11 protein-coding genes are annotated in these 14035 nt (G+C 64.0%); 7 read left to right on the plus strand and 4 right to left on the minus strand.

Going from position 1 to position 14035, the window contains the following annotated elements; translation table 11 throughout:
- Positions 1–11: 11 nt before the first annotated feature.
- Together ACP2YO_RS02665 and ACP2YO_RS02670 are read right to left on the minus strand one after the other, a co-directional pair.
- On the minus strand, positions 12–734 hold the full coding sequence (locus tag ACP2YO_RS02665) for a Crp/Fnr family transcriptional regulator (protein WP_426438798.1): 723 nt from the start codon (positions 732–734) through the stop codon (positions 12–14).
- Positions 735–915: 181 nt separating this feature from the next.
- Positions 916–1626: a Crp/Fnr family transcriptional regulator gene (locus tag ACP2YO_RS02670; RefSeq protein WP_426438800.1), complete on the minus strand. Its 711-nt coding sequence runs from the start codon at positions 1624–1626 to the stop codon at positions 916–918.
- A gap of 578 nt (positions 1627–2204) precedes the next feature.
- On the opposite strand from ACP2YO_RS02670, the gene ACP2YO_RS02675 reads away from it, so the two are divergent.
- The 6 genes from ACP2YO_RS02675 (at position 2205) to ACP2YO_RS02700 (ending at position 9166) form a co-directional block, all read left to right on the plus strand.
- Positions 2205–3806, plus strand: coding sequence for a flagellin (locus ACP2YO_RS02675; protein ID WP_426438802.1), 1602 nt, complete (start codon positions 2205–2207; stop codon positions 3804–3806).
- A 358-nt stretch (positions 3807–4164) separates the two neighbouring features.
- Positions 4165–6936 (plus strand): hybrid sensor histidine kinase/response regulator, encoded by a 2772-nt coding sequence (locus ACP2YO_RS02680; protein ID WP_426438804.1) that lies wholly within the window; start codon positions 4165–4167, stop codon positions 6934–6936.
- Positions 6937–7018: 82 nt separating this feature from the next.
- Positions 7019–7492 carry a chemotaxis protein CheW gene (locus ACP2YO_RS02685; RefSeq protein WP_426438806.1) on the plus strand — a complete coding sequence of 158 codons (474 nt, stop codon included), beginning with the start codon at positions 7019–7021 and terminating at the stop codon, positions 7490–7492.
- Positions 7493–7535: 43 nt separating this feature from the next.
- Complete coding sequence (locus ACP2YO_RS02690) at positions 7536–7925, plus strand: response regulator (protein WP_426438808.1); 390 nt, start codon at positions 7536–7538, stop codon at positions 7923–7925.
- Positions 7926–7972: 47 nt separating this feature from the next.
- A complete protein-coding gene (locus ACP2YO_RS02695; RefSeq protein ID WP_426438810.1) occupies positions 7973–8842 on the plus strand; it encodes a CheR family methyltransferase in 870 nt (289 codons plus the stop codon).
- 3 nt (positions 8843–8845) lie between these two features.
- Positions 8846–9166, plus strand: coding sequence for a PilZ domain-containing protein (locus tag ACP2YO_RS02700; RefSeq protein WP_426438812.1), 321 nt, complete (start codon positions 8846–8848; stop codon positions 9164–9166).
- A 142-nt stretch (positions 9167–9308) separates the two neighbouring features.
- Here ACP2YO_RS02700 and ACP2YO_RS02705 read toward each other — a convergent pair whose 3' ends face one another.
- Positions 9309–9617, minus strand: a complete 309-nt coding sequence (locus ACP2YO_RS02705) for a hypothetical protein (protein ID WP_426438814.1) — start codon at positions 9615–9617, stop codon at positions 9309–9311.
- A gap of 155 nt (positions 9618–9772) precedes the next feature.
- Here ACP2YO_RS02705 and ACP2YO_RS02710 point away from each other — a divergent pair, with 155 nt between their 5' ends.
- Positions 9773–10408, plus strand: a complete 636-nt coding sequence (locus ACP2YO_RS02710) for a response regulator transcription factor (RefSeq protein ID WP_426438816.1) — start codon at positions 9773–9775, stop codon at positions 10406–10408.
- 66 nt (positions 10409–10474) lie between these two features.
- On the opposite strand, the gene ACP2YO_RS02715 is transcribed toward ACP2YO_RS02710, so the two are convergent.
- Entirely contained in the window at positions 10475–13972 is a 3498-nt protein-coding gene (locus ACP2YO_RS02715; RefSeq protein ID WP_426438818.1) for a PAS domain S-box protein, read from the minus strand.
- Between the last annotated feature and the right edge of the window lie 63 nt (positions 13973–14035).

Raw genomic sequence — 14035 nt, forward strand, 5'->3', positions numbered from 1 at the left:
TCACGAAGCGATCAGGTGCTGGAGACCTCCTGACAATGCAGCAGTCCCGCATACTGTGCCTTGACCGTGGCGTAGCATTCGCACGAGGTCTTGATCAGGCCGTCGAGATTGATGATTTCGATATGGCCACGGCTGTAATGGATGAAGTTCGCCTGCTGCAATGTATGCGCAACCAGCGACACGCTGTTGCGCCGTGCGCCGATCATTTGCGCCATCACTTCCTGCGTCAGAACGATCTTGTTGCTGCCGGAGAGATCGCGCGTGTGCAGCAGGCATCGTGCCAGCCGTGACTCCACGGTGTGGGCGGCATTGCAGCCGGCAGTCTGCTGGATCTGGGCATAGACGGCGAGCCCGTGCCGAATCAACATCGCGCGAAGCGTCGGACTCTGGCCGGCGGCCGCCCGCAACGGCTCGACCCCGATCGCCGAGGCGGCGCCCGGCACCAGCACCGCGGCGCTGTTCAGCGAAGGCGCCACGCCGAGCCCCGCGAACGCGCCAAAGATGCTGTCGCGGCCGACCATCGCGACTTGCACATGCTCGCCCCTGGCCAGCTTGACCACCAGCGAGATCACGCCCCTGTGCGGCATATATGCGTGCTTGAGCATCTCATCGACCTCGACCAGCACCGAATCAGCTGCGAGGTCGACCGTGCGCAGATGCGGGCGTATCAATTCGAAATCGCTCGCCGACAGCGACGACAGGAAGCCGTTGGGTGATCGCGAAATCGTATCCAAAGCAATCTCCGGCCTGACGGCAAAGCTTGTCTCTGGGCACCGAGAGGCAGCCACGTGCAGTAGAACACCCTCCACAACCTATGTTGGCATGTCTTAGTCCAAAGAGGAATAGCTCTAATGGGTTATGCCGCCGCGGCGGTGCGCTGGCGCCGACGGGCGGCGAACTCGCCGGATCGTGCCGTCAATCCTCGGGTCCGACCAATTGCTCCGCATGCGCCTTGACTGTCGCGTAGCACTCGCAGGACGCTTTCCGCAGGCCGTCGATATCGGTGATCTCGATGTGCCCGCGGCTATAGCGGAGGATGCCGGCCTGTTGAAATCCGTGCGCGACGATCGAGACTGCATTGCGCCGGACACCGATCATCTGCGCCAGCATCTCCTGGGTCAGGGGCAAGCCCTCGCTGCCGCACAGATCCCGCGCGCGCAGCAGCCAGCGCGACAGCCGTGCCTCGACCGGGTGCGAAACGTTGCACGCCACGGATTGCTGGGTCTGGGCCGTCAGCGCCTGCTCATAGAGGCTGACCAGCGTCCGGAAGGCGACATAGCGATCGGCCATCTCGCGAAAGTCCTCCGCCCTCAACGCCGAGGCTGTCCCCGGCACCACGACGATCGCATCGGCGAACGCCGGGCCGCCATAGAGCGCGGCAGCCGCACCGACGATATTGTCGCGGCCGATTGTCGCGATCTCGACCGACTGCCCGTCGGACAGATTGATCATCAGCGAAACGACGCCGCTGTGCGGCAGATACACCCGCTGCACCGGCGCGCCGGCGTCGGCCAGCACCGTATCCTTGGTCAGCTCGACCGTTTCGAGAAGGGGATGAAGTTGCTCGTACTCCGCCGCAGGGAGCGCTTGCAACAGTCGATTAGGCGGACGCAGTACCGCAGACATCAGGTCTCCTGCCGAGGGCGGGAGCACTTACGGTCTCGCATCACCTACTCTTGGCGCGTGGAATGGCAGCGAACATAGCTTCCCTGTCCAATTGCACAAGAGTTGTGGTGCCACCTTTATACATTCTACAGGGCGGGGTGCCGCCGGGGCTTTGGCCAGCGCGGCGATCGGCCCGGTTCGCGACACGCGCAGGGCCATCGAATCATGTGTCGCGATGCGGCCCAAAAGGTTTCAGCTTTTGTTAGCATTTGTTTATTTTCATTAACTTTTGAACGTGCCGACCTCGCCTGGTCGCGCGCGTGCTTCCAATCGTGCAGGGCATCCGGCCGATCGCCTGGGGATGCGGGAGTTCCGCAAACGCGGGATAATTCCTCTGCAACTCATGCGTCGCCGAATCGCTGTCGCTATCTCCGTCCGGTGCTCGCGTCACTGGCAGGATTACCGGGCACCGGTCTTCTGGGTATTAGTACGGAGCGGGTCTTTAACGAACGGGTAGCGCCGACGGCCCAGGGTGACCGTGATCGCCGTGTGAAATTTGCGGCGTCGTGTCAATCGTATTCATCCAGAAGGGTATCAGTATGTCCGGCATCGTCCTTTCGTCATCGGTCCGTCAAAACCTGCTTTCGTTGCAGTCGACCGCCGATCTGCTCGCCACCACACAGAATCGCCTTGCCACCGGCAAGAAGGTCAACACCGCTCTCGACAATCCGACCAACTTCTTCACCGCACAATCGCTCGACAACCGCGCCAGCGACATCAACAATTTGCTGGATGGCATCGGCAATGGCGTGCAGGTGCTGCAGGCTGCCAACACCGGTATCACCTCACTGCAGAAGCTGGTCGACAGCGCCAAGTCGGTCGCCAACCAGGCCCTGCAGGCCGCCGTCGGCTATTCCCAGAAGTCGCAGGTCACGTCCGCCGCGATCTCGGGTGCGACCGCCGACAATCTGCTCGGTACGACCTCTTACAGCAACGCCCAGGTCACCGGCACGGCGGTCAACAACAACCTCGGAACGCCTGCTGCAATTACCGCGGCGACCAAGCTCGTCAGCGCAGCTACCTCTGACACCCTGGCCGCGACGCCGACCGGCGCCCTCACTGTCAACGGCAAGACGATCACGTTCTCAACGTCGCAGACCAATTCGACGACCGATGCATCCGGCAACGTCACCCTCGGCACCGGCACGGGCAGCACACTGACCGTCGGCGACCTGCTCACGGCGATCGACGGCATCACCGGCGCGAGCACGGCCTCCACCGTATCAGGTACCGGCCAGCTCCAGATCAGCACCGGCACCGCCCAGGATCTCGTGATCTCCGGCACCGGCACATCGCTGACCGCCTTCGGTTTGGCGGCCGGCACCACCCCGCGCACCGCGGCCAATCCGCTGACCGGACTGACGCTGACAATCGGCGCGACCGGCAACGGAACCGCGACCAACATCACCTTCGGTACCGGCGCGGGACAGGTGAAGTCGCTCAATGACCTGAACAACCAACTTGCGACCAACAACCTGCAGGCGTCGCTGAGCTCAACCGGCGCGCTCACCATCTCCACCACGAACGATGCTGCATCCGGGACCATCGGCACGATCGGCGGCACTGCCGCAGGGGCCGGTAAGGCTTTTGCCGGTTTGACGGCGGGGGCGCCGGTGCAGGATCCGACCGCGCTGGCGAATCGTGCCAACCTGGTGAATCAGTACAACAACATCCTGGATCAGATCACCACGACGTCCCAGGACGCGTCGTACAACGGCACCAACCTGCTCAACGGCGATCAGCTCAAGCTGACCTTCAACGAGACGGGGACCTCGACGCTGAAGATCCAGGGCGTCATCTTCAATGCCACGGGTCTACAGCTCACCAAGCTGACGGCTGGGACGGACTTCCTGGACAACACCTCGGCCAACACGGCGCTCAAGTCGCTCAACTCGGCCAGCGGCCTGCTGCGCACGCAGGCCTCGACCCTGGGTTCGAACCTCTCGATCGTGCAGATCCGTCAGGACTTCTCGAAGAACCTGATCAACGTGCTGCAGACCGGCTCGTCGAACCTGACGCTGGCCGACACCAACGAGGAAGCGGCCAACAGCCAGGCGCTGTCGACCCGCCAGTCGATCGCGGTGTCCGCGCTGGCTCTGGCCAACCAGTCGCAGCAGAGCGTTCTGCAGCTGCTCCGCTAAGCGTAGCCGCAACCGACATCGAATAGGGAGGTGGCGGGGGAAACCCCGCCGCCTTTGCTTTGCGTGTCGTCAGGCGGCCAGCGATCCCGCCGGCATCGCGTGGCCTGCGTCAAACTTAATGGCCGCCCGATCCGATTTGATTCAAACCAGAACGATCCGCTGAACGTCGCCGTGTTTATACCGGCGATAAGTGCCTGTTCTTTCGAGATTGGCGGCCATCTCGCGATGCTTCGTCCAATCATTTGAAATGCTTCATCGTCCGTATTTGCACGGACGGCAAAATTAACGTCGCCCTGAAGCCGGCGGAGTTATCGGTAGGAGCCGACCGTTCCGTAGCACTTTGTGGGGGCAGATTCCGATGGACGATTTGTTGCGCGAGTTCCTGACGGAGTGCACGGAGAGCCTCGACACGGTCGACAACCAGTTGGTGCGGTTCGAGCAGGACCCCAACAACGCGAAGATCCTGGATAACATCTTCCGCCTGGTCCACACCATCAAGGGGACCTGCGGCTTCCTCGGGCTGCCGCGGCTGGAAGCGCTGGCGCATGCCGGCGAGACCCTGATGGGCAAGTTCCGCGACGGCATGCCGGTCAAGGCAGAGGCGGTGACGCTGATCCTGTCCTCGATCGACCGCATCAAGGAGATCCTGGCCGGGCTCGAGGCCACCGAGGCCGAGCCCGAGGGCACCGACCGCGATCTGATCGATCAGCTGGAGGCCATGGTCGAGCGCGGTATGGCCGCGATGTCCGATTCGACGCAGTCGATATCGTCAGGCTCGACGCAGTCGATGCCGGCGGCTGGTGAGGCCGCTCCTGTTGACGAGATGCCTGAAGTGGCCGCACCTCCCGTGCAGCCGGCCATGACCGAGGGCACCCTGGTGGTGCAGACGCTGGAGCGTCCGTTGCGTCCGGGCGAGGTCTCGCTCGACGAACTCGAGCGCGCCTTCCGCGAGACCGCGCCTGAAGTGGCGCCGGCACCAGTCGCGAAGCCCGCCGCACCTGCGGTTGCCGCGGTCGAGCCGGCCGGGGCAAGGAAGCCGGCCCGCAAGGCGGCCGTCGCCGAGACCGACGTCCAGGAAGGCGACAAGATCGCCAACCAGTCGATCCGGGTCAATGTCGACACCCTCGAACACCTCATGACCATGGTCTCCGAGCTGGTCTTGACCCGCAACCAGCTGTTGGAGATCTCCCGCCGCAACGAGGACACCGAGTTCAAGGTGCCGCTGCAGCGTCTCTCGAACGTCACCGCCGAACTGCAGGAAGGCGTCATGAAGACGCGGATGCAGCCGATCGGCAACGCCTGGCAGAAGCTGCCCCGCATCGTCCGCGACCTCTCCGGCGAACTCAACAAGCAGATCGAACTCGAGATGCACGGCGCCGACACCGAGCTCGACCGCCAGGTGCTCGACCTGATCAAGGATCCGTTGACGCACATGGTGCGCAACTCCGCCGACCACGGCCTGGAGACCCCGGCCGAGCGGCAGGCCTCCGGCAAGCCCGAGCAGGGCACCATCCGGCTGTCCGCCTATCACGAGGGCGGCCACATCATCATCTGCATCGCCGACAATGGCCGCGGGCTCAACACCGAGCGGATCAAGGCCAAGGCGATCCAGAGCGGTCTCGTCACCGAGGCTGAACTGGAGAAGATGACCGAAGCCCAGATCCACAAGTTCATCTTCGCGCCGGGCTTCTCGACCGCTGCCGCCATCACCTCGGTCTCCGGCCGCGGCGTCGGCATGGACGTGGTGCGCACCAATATCGACCAGATCGGCGGCACCATCGACATCAAGAGCGTGGCCGGCGAGGGTGCCTCCGTCACCATCAAGATCCCGCTGACCCTGGCGATCGTCTCGGCTTTGATCGTGGAAGCCGGCGGCGACCGCTTTGCGATTCCCCAATTGTCCGTGGTCGAACTGGTGCGGGCCCGCGCCAACTCCGAGCACCGCATCGAGCGGATCAAGGACACCGCGGTCTTGCGGCTGCGCAACAAGCTGCTGCCGCTGATCCATCTGAAGAAGCTGCTGAAGATCGACGACGGCGCGACCTCCGATCCCGAGAACGGCTTTATCGTGGTGACGCAAGTCGGCAGCCAGACTTTTGGCATCGTGGTCGACGGCGTGTTCCACACCGAGGAGATCGTGGTCAAGCCGATGTCCACAAAACTACGCCACATCGACATGTTCTCCGGCAATACCATCCTGGGCGATGGCGCCGTCATCATGATCATCGACCCCAACGGCATCGCCAAGGCCTTGGGCGCTGCGGGCTCCTCAGCCCATGGCATGGCCGACGACAGCGCAGCCGCCCATGCCACCTCCGGCGAACAATTGACTTCGCTGTTGGTGTTCCGCGCCGGCACCTCGCAGCCCAAGGCGGTACCGCTCGGCCTCGTCACCCGGCTGGAGGAGATCGCCACCGACAAGATCGAGCTCTCCAACGGCCGCTACATGGTGCAGTACCGCGAGCAGCTGATGCCGCTGGTGCAAATGGTCGGCGTCAATGTGCAGACCCAGGGCGCCCAGCCGATCCTGGTGTTCTCCGACGACGGCCGCTCGATGGGGCTTGTGGTCGACGAGATCATCGACATCGTCGAGGAGCGGCTCCACATCGAGGTCGCCGGCTCCCAGGACGGCATCCTGGGTTCGGCGGTGATCAAGGGCCAGGCCACCGAGGTGATCGACGTCGGCCACTTCCTCCCGATGGCGTTTGCCGACTGGTTCTCGCGCAAGGAGATGCGCCCCTCGGCGAGCTCGCAGTCGGTGCTGCTGGTGGATGACTCAGCCTTCTTCCGCAACATGCTGGCGCCGGTGCTCAAAGCCGCCGGCTACAAGGTGCGGACCGCGCCGACCGCGCAGGAGGGGCTTGCCGTGCTGCGCTCGGGGCAGGCCTTCGACGTCGTGCTGACCGACATCGAGATGCCCGAGATGAACGGCTTCGAGTTCGCCGAGAGCATCCGTTCCGACAACAATCTGACCGGGCTGCCGATCATCGCGCTGTCGGCGATGGTGTCGCCGGCGGCGATCGAGCGCGGCCGGCAGGCCGGCTTCCACGACTATGTCGCCAAGTTCGACCGGCCCGGCCTGATCGCGGCGCTGAAGGAACAGACCGCTGAACTTCGCCGTGCGGCGTAGAGCATGATCCGGAAAAGTGGGGACCGGTTTTCCGATCAGATCATGCTCAAGGGATAAAACGGGGCTTGAAGGAACTGTAACGATGACCAGCAAGACCGAGACAAGCGAAGGCGCCATGGTCGAATACGTCACCGCCGTGATCGGTGGCCAGCTGTTCGGCCTGCCGATCTCGCGGGTGCAGGACGTGTTCATGCCGGAGCGGCTGACGCGGGTGCCGCTGTCATCAGCCGAAATCGCCGGCGTGCTCAATCTGCGCGGCCGCATCGTCACCGTGGTCGACATGCGCGCTCGCCTGGGCCTGCCGAAGGCCGGTGACGGCAAGGTCCCGATGGCGGTCGGCGTCGACCTGCGCGGCGAATCCTATGGCCTCCTGATCGACCAGATCGGCGAGGTGCTGCGGCTGCCCGACGACGGCCGCGAGGAAAACCCCGTCAACCTCGATCCCCGCATGGCCAAGCTCGCCGGCGGCGTCCACCGCCTCGACGGTCAGCTCATGGTCGTCCTCGATGTCGATCGCGTGCTGGAATTGATGCCCAAGACAGCTGCCGCAGCGTAACGCTCCGCCGCAGAGACGGCGGATTCAACAAGGAGGCTAACCGATGAAAACATGTCTTGTTGTCGACGATTCCGGTGTGGTGCGGAAGATCGCTCGCCGCATCCTCGAGCCAATGAATTTCGCGGTCGTCGAGGCCGAGGACGGCGAGAAGGCGATCGAGGCTTGCAAAATCGCAATGCCGGATGCCGTGCTGCTCGACTGGAATATGCCGGTCATGGATGGCTACGAATTCCTCGTTCATCTGCGCCGCATGCCCGGCGGCGACGTGCCGAAGGTGGTGTTCTGCACCACCGAGAACGGCATCGACCACATCTCGCGCGCGCTGGATGCCGGCGCCAACGAATACATCATGAAGCCGTTCGACAGGGACATCGTCACCGCGAAGTTCCAGGAAGTCGGCTTGCTTGCGCTCGATGAGCCCAGCGAAGCCTGAAGCCATTCCTTATCTCTTGCCTTATCTCTTGCCTTTGCGAGGCTCCCGTGACGCCCCCAGACTACGAGTATCTGCGTAAGCTCCTGAAGGACCATTCCGGTCTCGATCTGTCTGCGGATAAGCAGTATCTGATCGAGAGCCGCCTGCTTCCGCTGGCGCGCAAAAGCGGTGTTTCCGGCATTCCCGATCTGGTGATGAAGATCAAGGCCGGCTCATCCTCAGTTACCGCCCAGGTGGTCGAAGCCATGACCACCAACGAGACCTTCTTCTTCCGCGACAAGGTGCCATTCGATCACTTTCGCGACACGATGATGCCGGAGATCCTGAAGGCTCGCGCCGCGCGCAAGAGTATCCGGATCTGGTGTGCCGCCGGTTCGACCGGGCAGGAGCCCTATTCGCTGGCGATGTGCCTGAAGGAGATGAGCGGAGCCCTTGCGGGCTGGCGGGTCGAGATCGTCGCAACCGACCTGTCGCAGGAAGTGCTGGAGAAATCCAAAGCCGGCATCTACAGCCAGTTCGAAGTGCAGCGCGGACTGCCGATCCAGATGCTGGTCAAGTATTTCAAGCAGTCGGGTGAATTCTGGCAGGTCAATCCCGAGCTGCGGGCCATGGTGCAGCACCGCCAGCTCAATCTGCTGCACGATTTCTCGCAGCTCGGCGCCTTCGACATCATCTTCTGCCGCAACGTGCTGATCTATTTCGACCAGGATACCAAGATCAACATCTTCAACCGCCTCGCCAGACTGGTCGAAGCCGACGGCTTCCTGGTGCTGGGCGCTGCCGAAACGGTGGTTGGCCTGACCGACACCTTCAAGCCGGTCCCCGAACGGCGCGGCCTGTACCGGCCGAACGGTGCGCGGACGCCCACGGCTGGGGCCGCGATGCCCAGGGTTGCCGCCATGGTCGCGGGACGTTGAGCGATGATGGAAGACGGCAAACTCGTCGAGCGCGTGACGTTCAGCCGGGGCTACGATGTCTGCATGATGGCCATCGACGGCACCTGGCGGCGGGATTGCGTGCTCAAAGCGATCTCCGACAACGAAGCGACCCTCACGGTGGAAGGTTCCATTCAGGGGCTCAATCTGAAGGAGTTTTTCCTCCTGTTGTCGTCGACCGGCCTCGCCTATCGCCGTTGCGAACTGACCCGCGTCAACGGCACCGAAATGGACATCAGTTTCCTCAAGGGCAAGTCGGGTAGGAAGCGATCGGTCTCCGCCGAAGCGGACCGGATCGGGGCCTGACCGGGCGGCTTGCACTGATCGGCCTGCCGTCACCCGGAATATAGTTGGAACGGATCGCCCGCCTGGCGGGTTGGAGCCCGATTGGCGCACGATCGGCTTATCACGGATCGCCGCCGGACGGTTGATTTCCAGTACCTGTGGATCAGTTCAGGATGCGGGCCGGAGCCCCGGAATCGAGCAGTTGGTCAAGCGCGACGCAAAGGCCGGCATCACAGGCCTTCAAGGCGGCTGACGCCCCGATGTAGAGCGGCGTGACATCGTCAAGCACGAAGATGTTGCTGGCCGTCTCCTGCTCGGCGAGCATGGCTTCGCGCGCGATCGCGGACTCGATCAGCCGCAGGCTCGAATGGACATGCGCGATCAATGCAACCAGGTCGCGCGCGATCAGGTTGTAGGGATCATTGCCTTCGTCTGACCGCGCCGCAACGTTATCGGCTGCTGCATTTGCCATGCATGTTTCTCCACTGCCCTCTACTTTTAGGGAATGCGATGCTACTTGTGCGTTAAGCTGGCGTCCCGTACAAATACGGGTCCATTGATCAATACGGTAGAGATTTTTTTGTTGTGCGATTAAGCGTCACGCTTCACCACTGATGGACGATGCACATGGCTGAAAATGATTCTCCCCGCGGGGAGATTTTCGTGGTGGACGACGATCCTGCCGTTCGCGACACACTCTCCATGGTGCTGTCGGCGGCCGGCTACAAGGTGATTTGCTTTGCGGACGGCGCCGCGCTGCTTTCGGTTGCGCGAAGCAGAACGCCGGCTTGCATCCTGCTCGACGTTCACATTCCCGGCAAATCCGGTCTCGATATTCTGAGAGAACTGCACGGCGAAGATTATCCGGCGCCGATTTTCATGATCTCCGGTCAGGGCGATATCGCGATGGCGGTCAGCGCCATCAAGAACGGTGCGCTGGATTTTATCGAGAAGCCGTTCCGAGGCAGCGAGATCGTCAGCCGGCTGAACGAAGCGATCGATGCCTATACGAGGCGCCAGGCGGAGGCTTCGGCATCGCGCATCGCATCGCTGCATTTTCCGGGACGCGAGCCGCTGACCCGCCGCGAGCGCGAGGTGCTGGAGCAATTCACCGCCGGCGCTTCCAACAAGGAGGCGGGGCGTCAGCTCGGGATCAGCCCGCGCACGATCGAGGACCATCGCGCCAACATCATGAAGAAGCTCGGGGCGCGCAACGCCGCCGATCTCGTCCGTATCGTGATGACGGCACAGCGCCACGCCTGATCTGGTTTCTTTGTTGGGCGTGATCGCCGCGCAACGCATTCCGCGTTTGTCGCGAGGGATCGTGCTCTAATCCGCGAGCGCCTTGCGGATCATCGCCGCCAGCTCCGATTTGCGATAGGGCTTGGGCAGCAGCAGTACGCCCTCGTCCAGCCGGCCGTGATGGATGATCGCATCCTCGGTATAGCCTGAGGTGAACAGCACCTTCAGCTCGGGCTTCATCTTGAAAACCTTCTCGGCGAGCTGCCGGCCGTTGAGGCCCGGCATGATGACGTCGGTAAACATGAGATCGAACGGCTTGCCGGCCTCGACGATCGCAAGCGCTTCCGTGGCGTTCGCAGCCTCCAGCGTCACGTAGCCGAGCCCGTGCAGTTGCGCGAGCACGTAGTCGCGAACCAGCTTGTCGTCCTCGACCACCAGGATCGTCTCGTGACCGCCCTCGAGGTCCGGCGTCACCGCAGCGTCCGCCGCTGCCGCCGCGCCAGAGGCCGGCGGCAGATACATCCTGATCGTGGTGCCGTGGCCTTGCTCGCTGTAGATCTTGATGTGCCCGGCGGACTGCTTGACGAAGCCGTAGACCATGCTCAGGCCGAGTCCGGTTCCCTTGCCGGGTCCCTTCGAGGTGAAGAAGGGATCGAACACCTTGTCGAGCATGTCGGGTGCAATTCCGACCCCGGTGTCGCTCACCGCGATCATGGCATAGAGGCCGGCCCGCACGTCGTCTTGCAGATCGGTATAGCTCTCGTCGAGCACGACGGATGCCGTCTCGATGGTGAGCCTGCCGCCGTGTGGCATGGCGTCGCGAGCGTTGAGCGCGAGGTTGAGCAGGGCATTGGCGAGCCTGTTGGGATCGACCACCGCCAGGCAGGTTTCCTCCTCGAATGCGGAGCGGATATCGACCTGCTCGCCGAGCGTTCGCCGCAGCAGCTTGGCGGTGTCGACGATCAGCACATTGACGTCGATCTCCCGCGGTTCGAGCGGCTGCTTGCGGGCGAACGCCAACAATTGCTGGGTGAGGTCGGCGCCGCGCGACGCAGCCTCGTCGATCATCCGCGTGATCGCCGCGAGCTGCGGCTCCTGCTTGACGGCATCGGTCAGAATCTCGATCGTCCCGGTGATGACGGTGAGGATGTTGTTGAAGTCGTGCGCGATGCCGCCGGTGAGCTGGCCGACCGCTTCCATTTTCTCCGACTGCCGGATCCGGTCCTCGGTGGCGATTCTGTCGGTGAGGTCGCGGATGAAGCCGTTGAACACGAAGCCGTCGCGGGTCCTCAGCGCAGTGACGCTGAGCTCCGCGGTGAATTCGGTGCCGTCGCGCCGCCAGATCTGCACCTCGCGGCGGGGCTGTCGAACCTGCTCGCCGCCGGCGTTCAGGAAGCCGGCAAGCGCCGTCCTGAGCGGTCCGCCCGGCCGGCCCATCAGATCGAACACGTTCCGGCCGAGCGCCTCCTCGCGGGTCCAGCCGAAAATCGTCTCGGCCTGCGTGTTCCAGTCGCGGATGACGCCGTTCTGACCGATCTGCACAAAGGCATCGAGTGCGCCGTTGATGATGCCGCGTGCCAGCTGCGCGCTTTCGCGCAAGGTTTCCTGCGCCTTGCGGCTCTCGGTCATATCGCGGCCGACGAAGAAGAAGCGCTTGACGGGTTCGGACCAGACACCGAGCCATGACAGCCACACCTCGTTGCCGCTCTTGTGGACGCAGCGCGTATCGGAAATCTTCGGATGCTGTCCGCGCCGCAACGCGCGAATCTCAGCACGTGCGTGCTCCAGATCGTCGGGATGGATGAAGTCGGCGCCGCTGGTGCCGATCATGTCCTCCGCACGATAGCCCAGGATGGTCTCGCAGCTCGGGCTCATCTGCACCACCTCGCCGCGCGAGTTCATCACGATGATCAGGTCCTGCGACGTCTCGAAGATGCGCCGTCGCTCCTCGGTTTGCTGCCGGAGCGTCTGCTCGACCCGGTTGCGCTCGCTGATGTCGCGCGCCGTCTTGGAGATGCCGATGACGGCGCCCGACAGTGCCTTGATCGGCGCGACGCTGAGCGCGGCGTCGACCGGCGAGCCGTCCTTGCGCATCAGCACGGTCTCGTTCTGCTCGATCCGCTCGCCCCAGCCGATGCGGCGCATGATGTCGTCGATCTCGGCGCGCCGGTTCGGCGGCACGATCAGGCCGACGTGCTGACCGACGGCCTCGGCCTCGCTATAGCCGAACAGCCGCTCGGCGGCCGGATTCCAGCCGGTGATGGTGCCGTCGAGCGATTCGGTGATGATCGGATCGTTGGAGGATTCCACCGCCGCGGCGAACAGGTGCTCGCGCTCGGCATGGTGGTCGCGAGCCGCCTCGGTGCGGCGATGCTCGGCGGCCTCGCGTTCGAGCGCCACCGTCTTGGCGTTGGCCTCGTCGATCACGCGGACGAAGGCGCGCGCCAGAACGCCGGTCTCGCCACCGGCGTTGACCGGAATGGCAGCCGTTCCCTGCTCGCTCACCCGTCCCACGGCGGCAGTCAATCGCGTGATCGGGCGGGTCAGCGATCGCGCCACCAGCCAGGCCAGGGCTCCCGCGCCGAGCACGGCCAGCAGGCCGACCAGGATGGAGCTGTTGCGGATCGTCGCCGCCGGCGCCATGAACACGCTATTCGGGACGGCTTCGATCACGGCGACCCATTGGCGTCCAGCCAGCAGCGCCGGCGCGAGCGCGACCCCGGTCTGTCGCCCATCCGCATCGCTGGTCATGGTCGTGACGCTTTGCGCGGCACCGAGCGCCGTTGACAAATAGGGCATGTCGCGCGGCCAGCTCGTCGGCCGTCCCCGCTGCGCGGCGAATTCACGGGTGTGGTCGGGGTTGACGAGGTAATTGCCGCTGGCATCGACCACATAGACGAGCTCGCCGGATCGCACCGAGGAGCGAACGCGCTCGAGCGCCGGCCGCATGTCGACATTGACGATGACGATCCCGAACGGCTTGCCGTCCGGCGCGGCAACCGGCTTGGCGAGCATGATCGTCGGCACCGGCGGCGTGTCGATGACGCCGTTTTCCTCGTTCAGGCCGACCGGGGAGACGTAGATGCCGTCAGGCGGGAGGTTGATGGTGTCGTGAAAATAGGCGGCGTCGCCGACCTGCTTCAGCTCCGCCAGCGGCACGATGCGGACCGTGCCATTCGGACCCGAGCGGTCGACCCGGACGATCTCGCGATGACCATCGGCCACCCCGATGAAGCGCAGCGAGTAGGCGGGCTTGAGCGCCATCTGCGCTGCCAGCCGTCCTTCCAGCCGCTCCCGCCACGTGGCCTCCGTGGTGCCGTCGACCGGATCGATCCCGCCATCCACCAGCGCGCGGACCAGGCCGGTGACGGCGGCGAATCCGTGGAAGGTCGTGATATCCCCCGGAGCGCTTTGCAGGTGGGACTCGAGGGCGGCCGCGGCGAACCGCGATTGCGCCTCGATCCGGTCGAGCACGCGCGGGGCCAGGGCCTGCTCGAGGCTGCGATAGCTGAGCCAGCCGACCGCGGAAACCGCGATCGCGACCAGCGCAATCATCGCGACGGCAAGTCTCGTCGTCAGCGTCATCGATAAGGTCTGCCGGGCTGGACCGTCATGTTCATCCGGGCCGCAATCCAGGGTTACGTCGCG

It is taken from the genome of Bradyrhizobium genosp. P, assembly GCF_049949265.1.
Taxonomy (GTDB): Bacteria; Pseudomonadota; Alphaproteobacteria; order Rhizobiales; family Xanthobacteraceae; genus Bradyrhizobium.

What these genes read in the sequence shown, in the direction of transcription:
- ACP2YO_RS02710 (WP_426438816.1), top strand. Translation starts at nt 9,773, where the DNA reads ATGGCTGAAAATGATTCTCCCCGCGGGGAGATTTTCGTGGTGGACGAC.
- ACP2YO_RS02705 (WP_426438814.1), bottom strand. Translation starts at nt 9,617, where the DNA reads ATGGCAAATGCAGCAGCCGATAACGTTGCGGCGCGGTCAGACGAAGGC.
- ACP2YO_RS02700 (WP_426438812.1), top strand. Translation starts at nt 8,846, where the DNA reads ATGATGGAAGACGGCAAACTCGTCGAGCGCGTGACGTTCAGCCGGGGC.
- ACP2YO_RS02690 (WP_426438808.1), top strand. Translation starts at nt 7,536, where the DNA reads ATGAAAACATGTCTTGTTGTCGACGATTCCGGTGTGGTGCGGAAGATC.
- ACP2YO_RS02670 (WP_426438800.1), bottom strand. Translation starts at nt 1,626, where the DNA reads ATGTCTGCGGTACTGCGTCCGCCTAATCGACTGTTGCAAGCGCTCCCT.
- ACP2YO_RS02715 (WP_426438818.1), bottom strand. Translation starts at nt 13,972, where the DNA reads ATGACGCTGACGACGAGACTTGCCGTCGCGATGATTGCGCTGGTCGCG.
- ACP2YO_RS02675 (WP_426438802.1), top strand. Translation starts at nt 2,205, where the DNA reads ATGTCCGGCATCGTCCTTTCGTCATCGGTCCGTCAAAACCTGCTTTCG.
- ACP2YO_RS02685 (WP_426438806.1), top strand. Translation starts at nt 7,019, where the DNA reads ATGACCAGCAAGACCGAGACAAGCGAAGGCGCCATGGTCGAATACGTC.
- ACP2YO_RS02680 (WP_426438804.1), top strand. Translation starts at nt 4,165, where the DNA reads ATGGACGATTTGTTGCGCGAGTTCCTGACGGAGTGCACGGAGAGCCTC.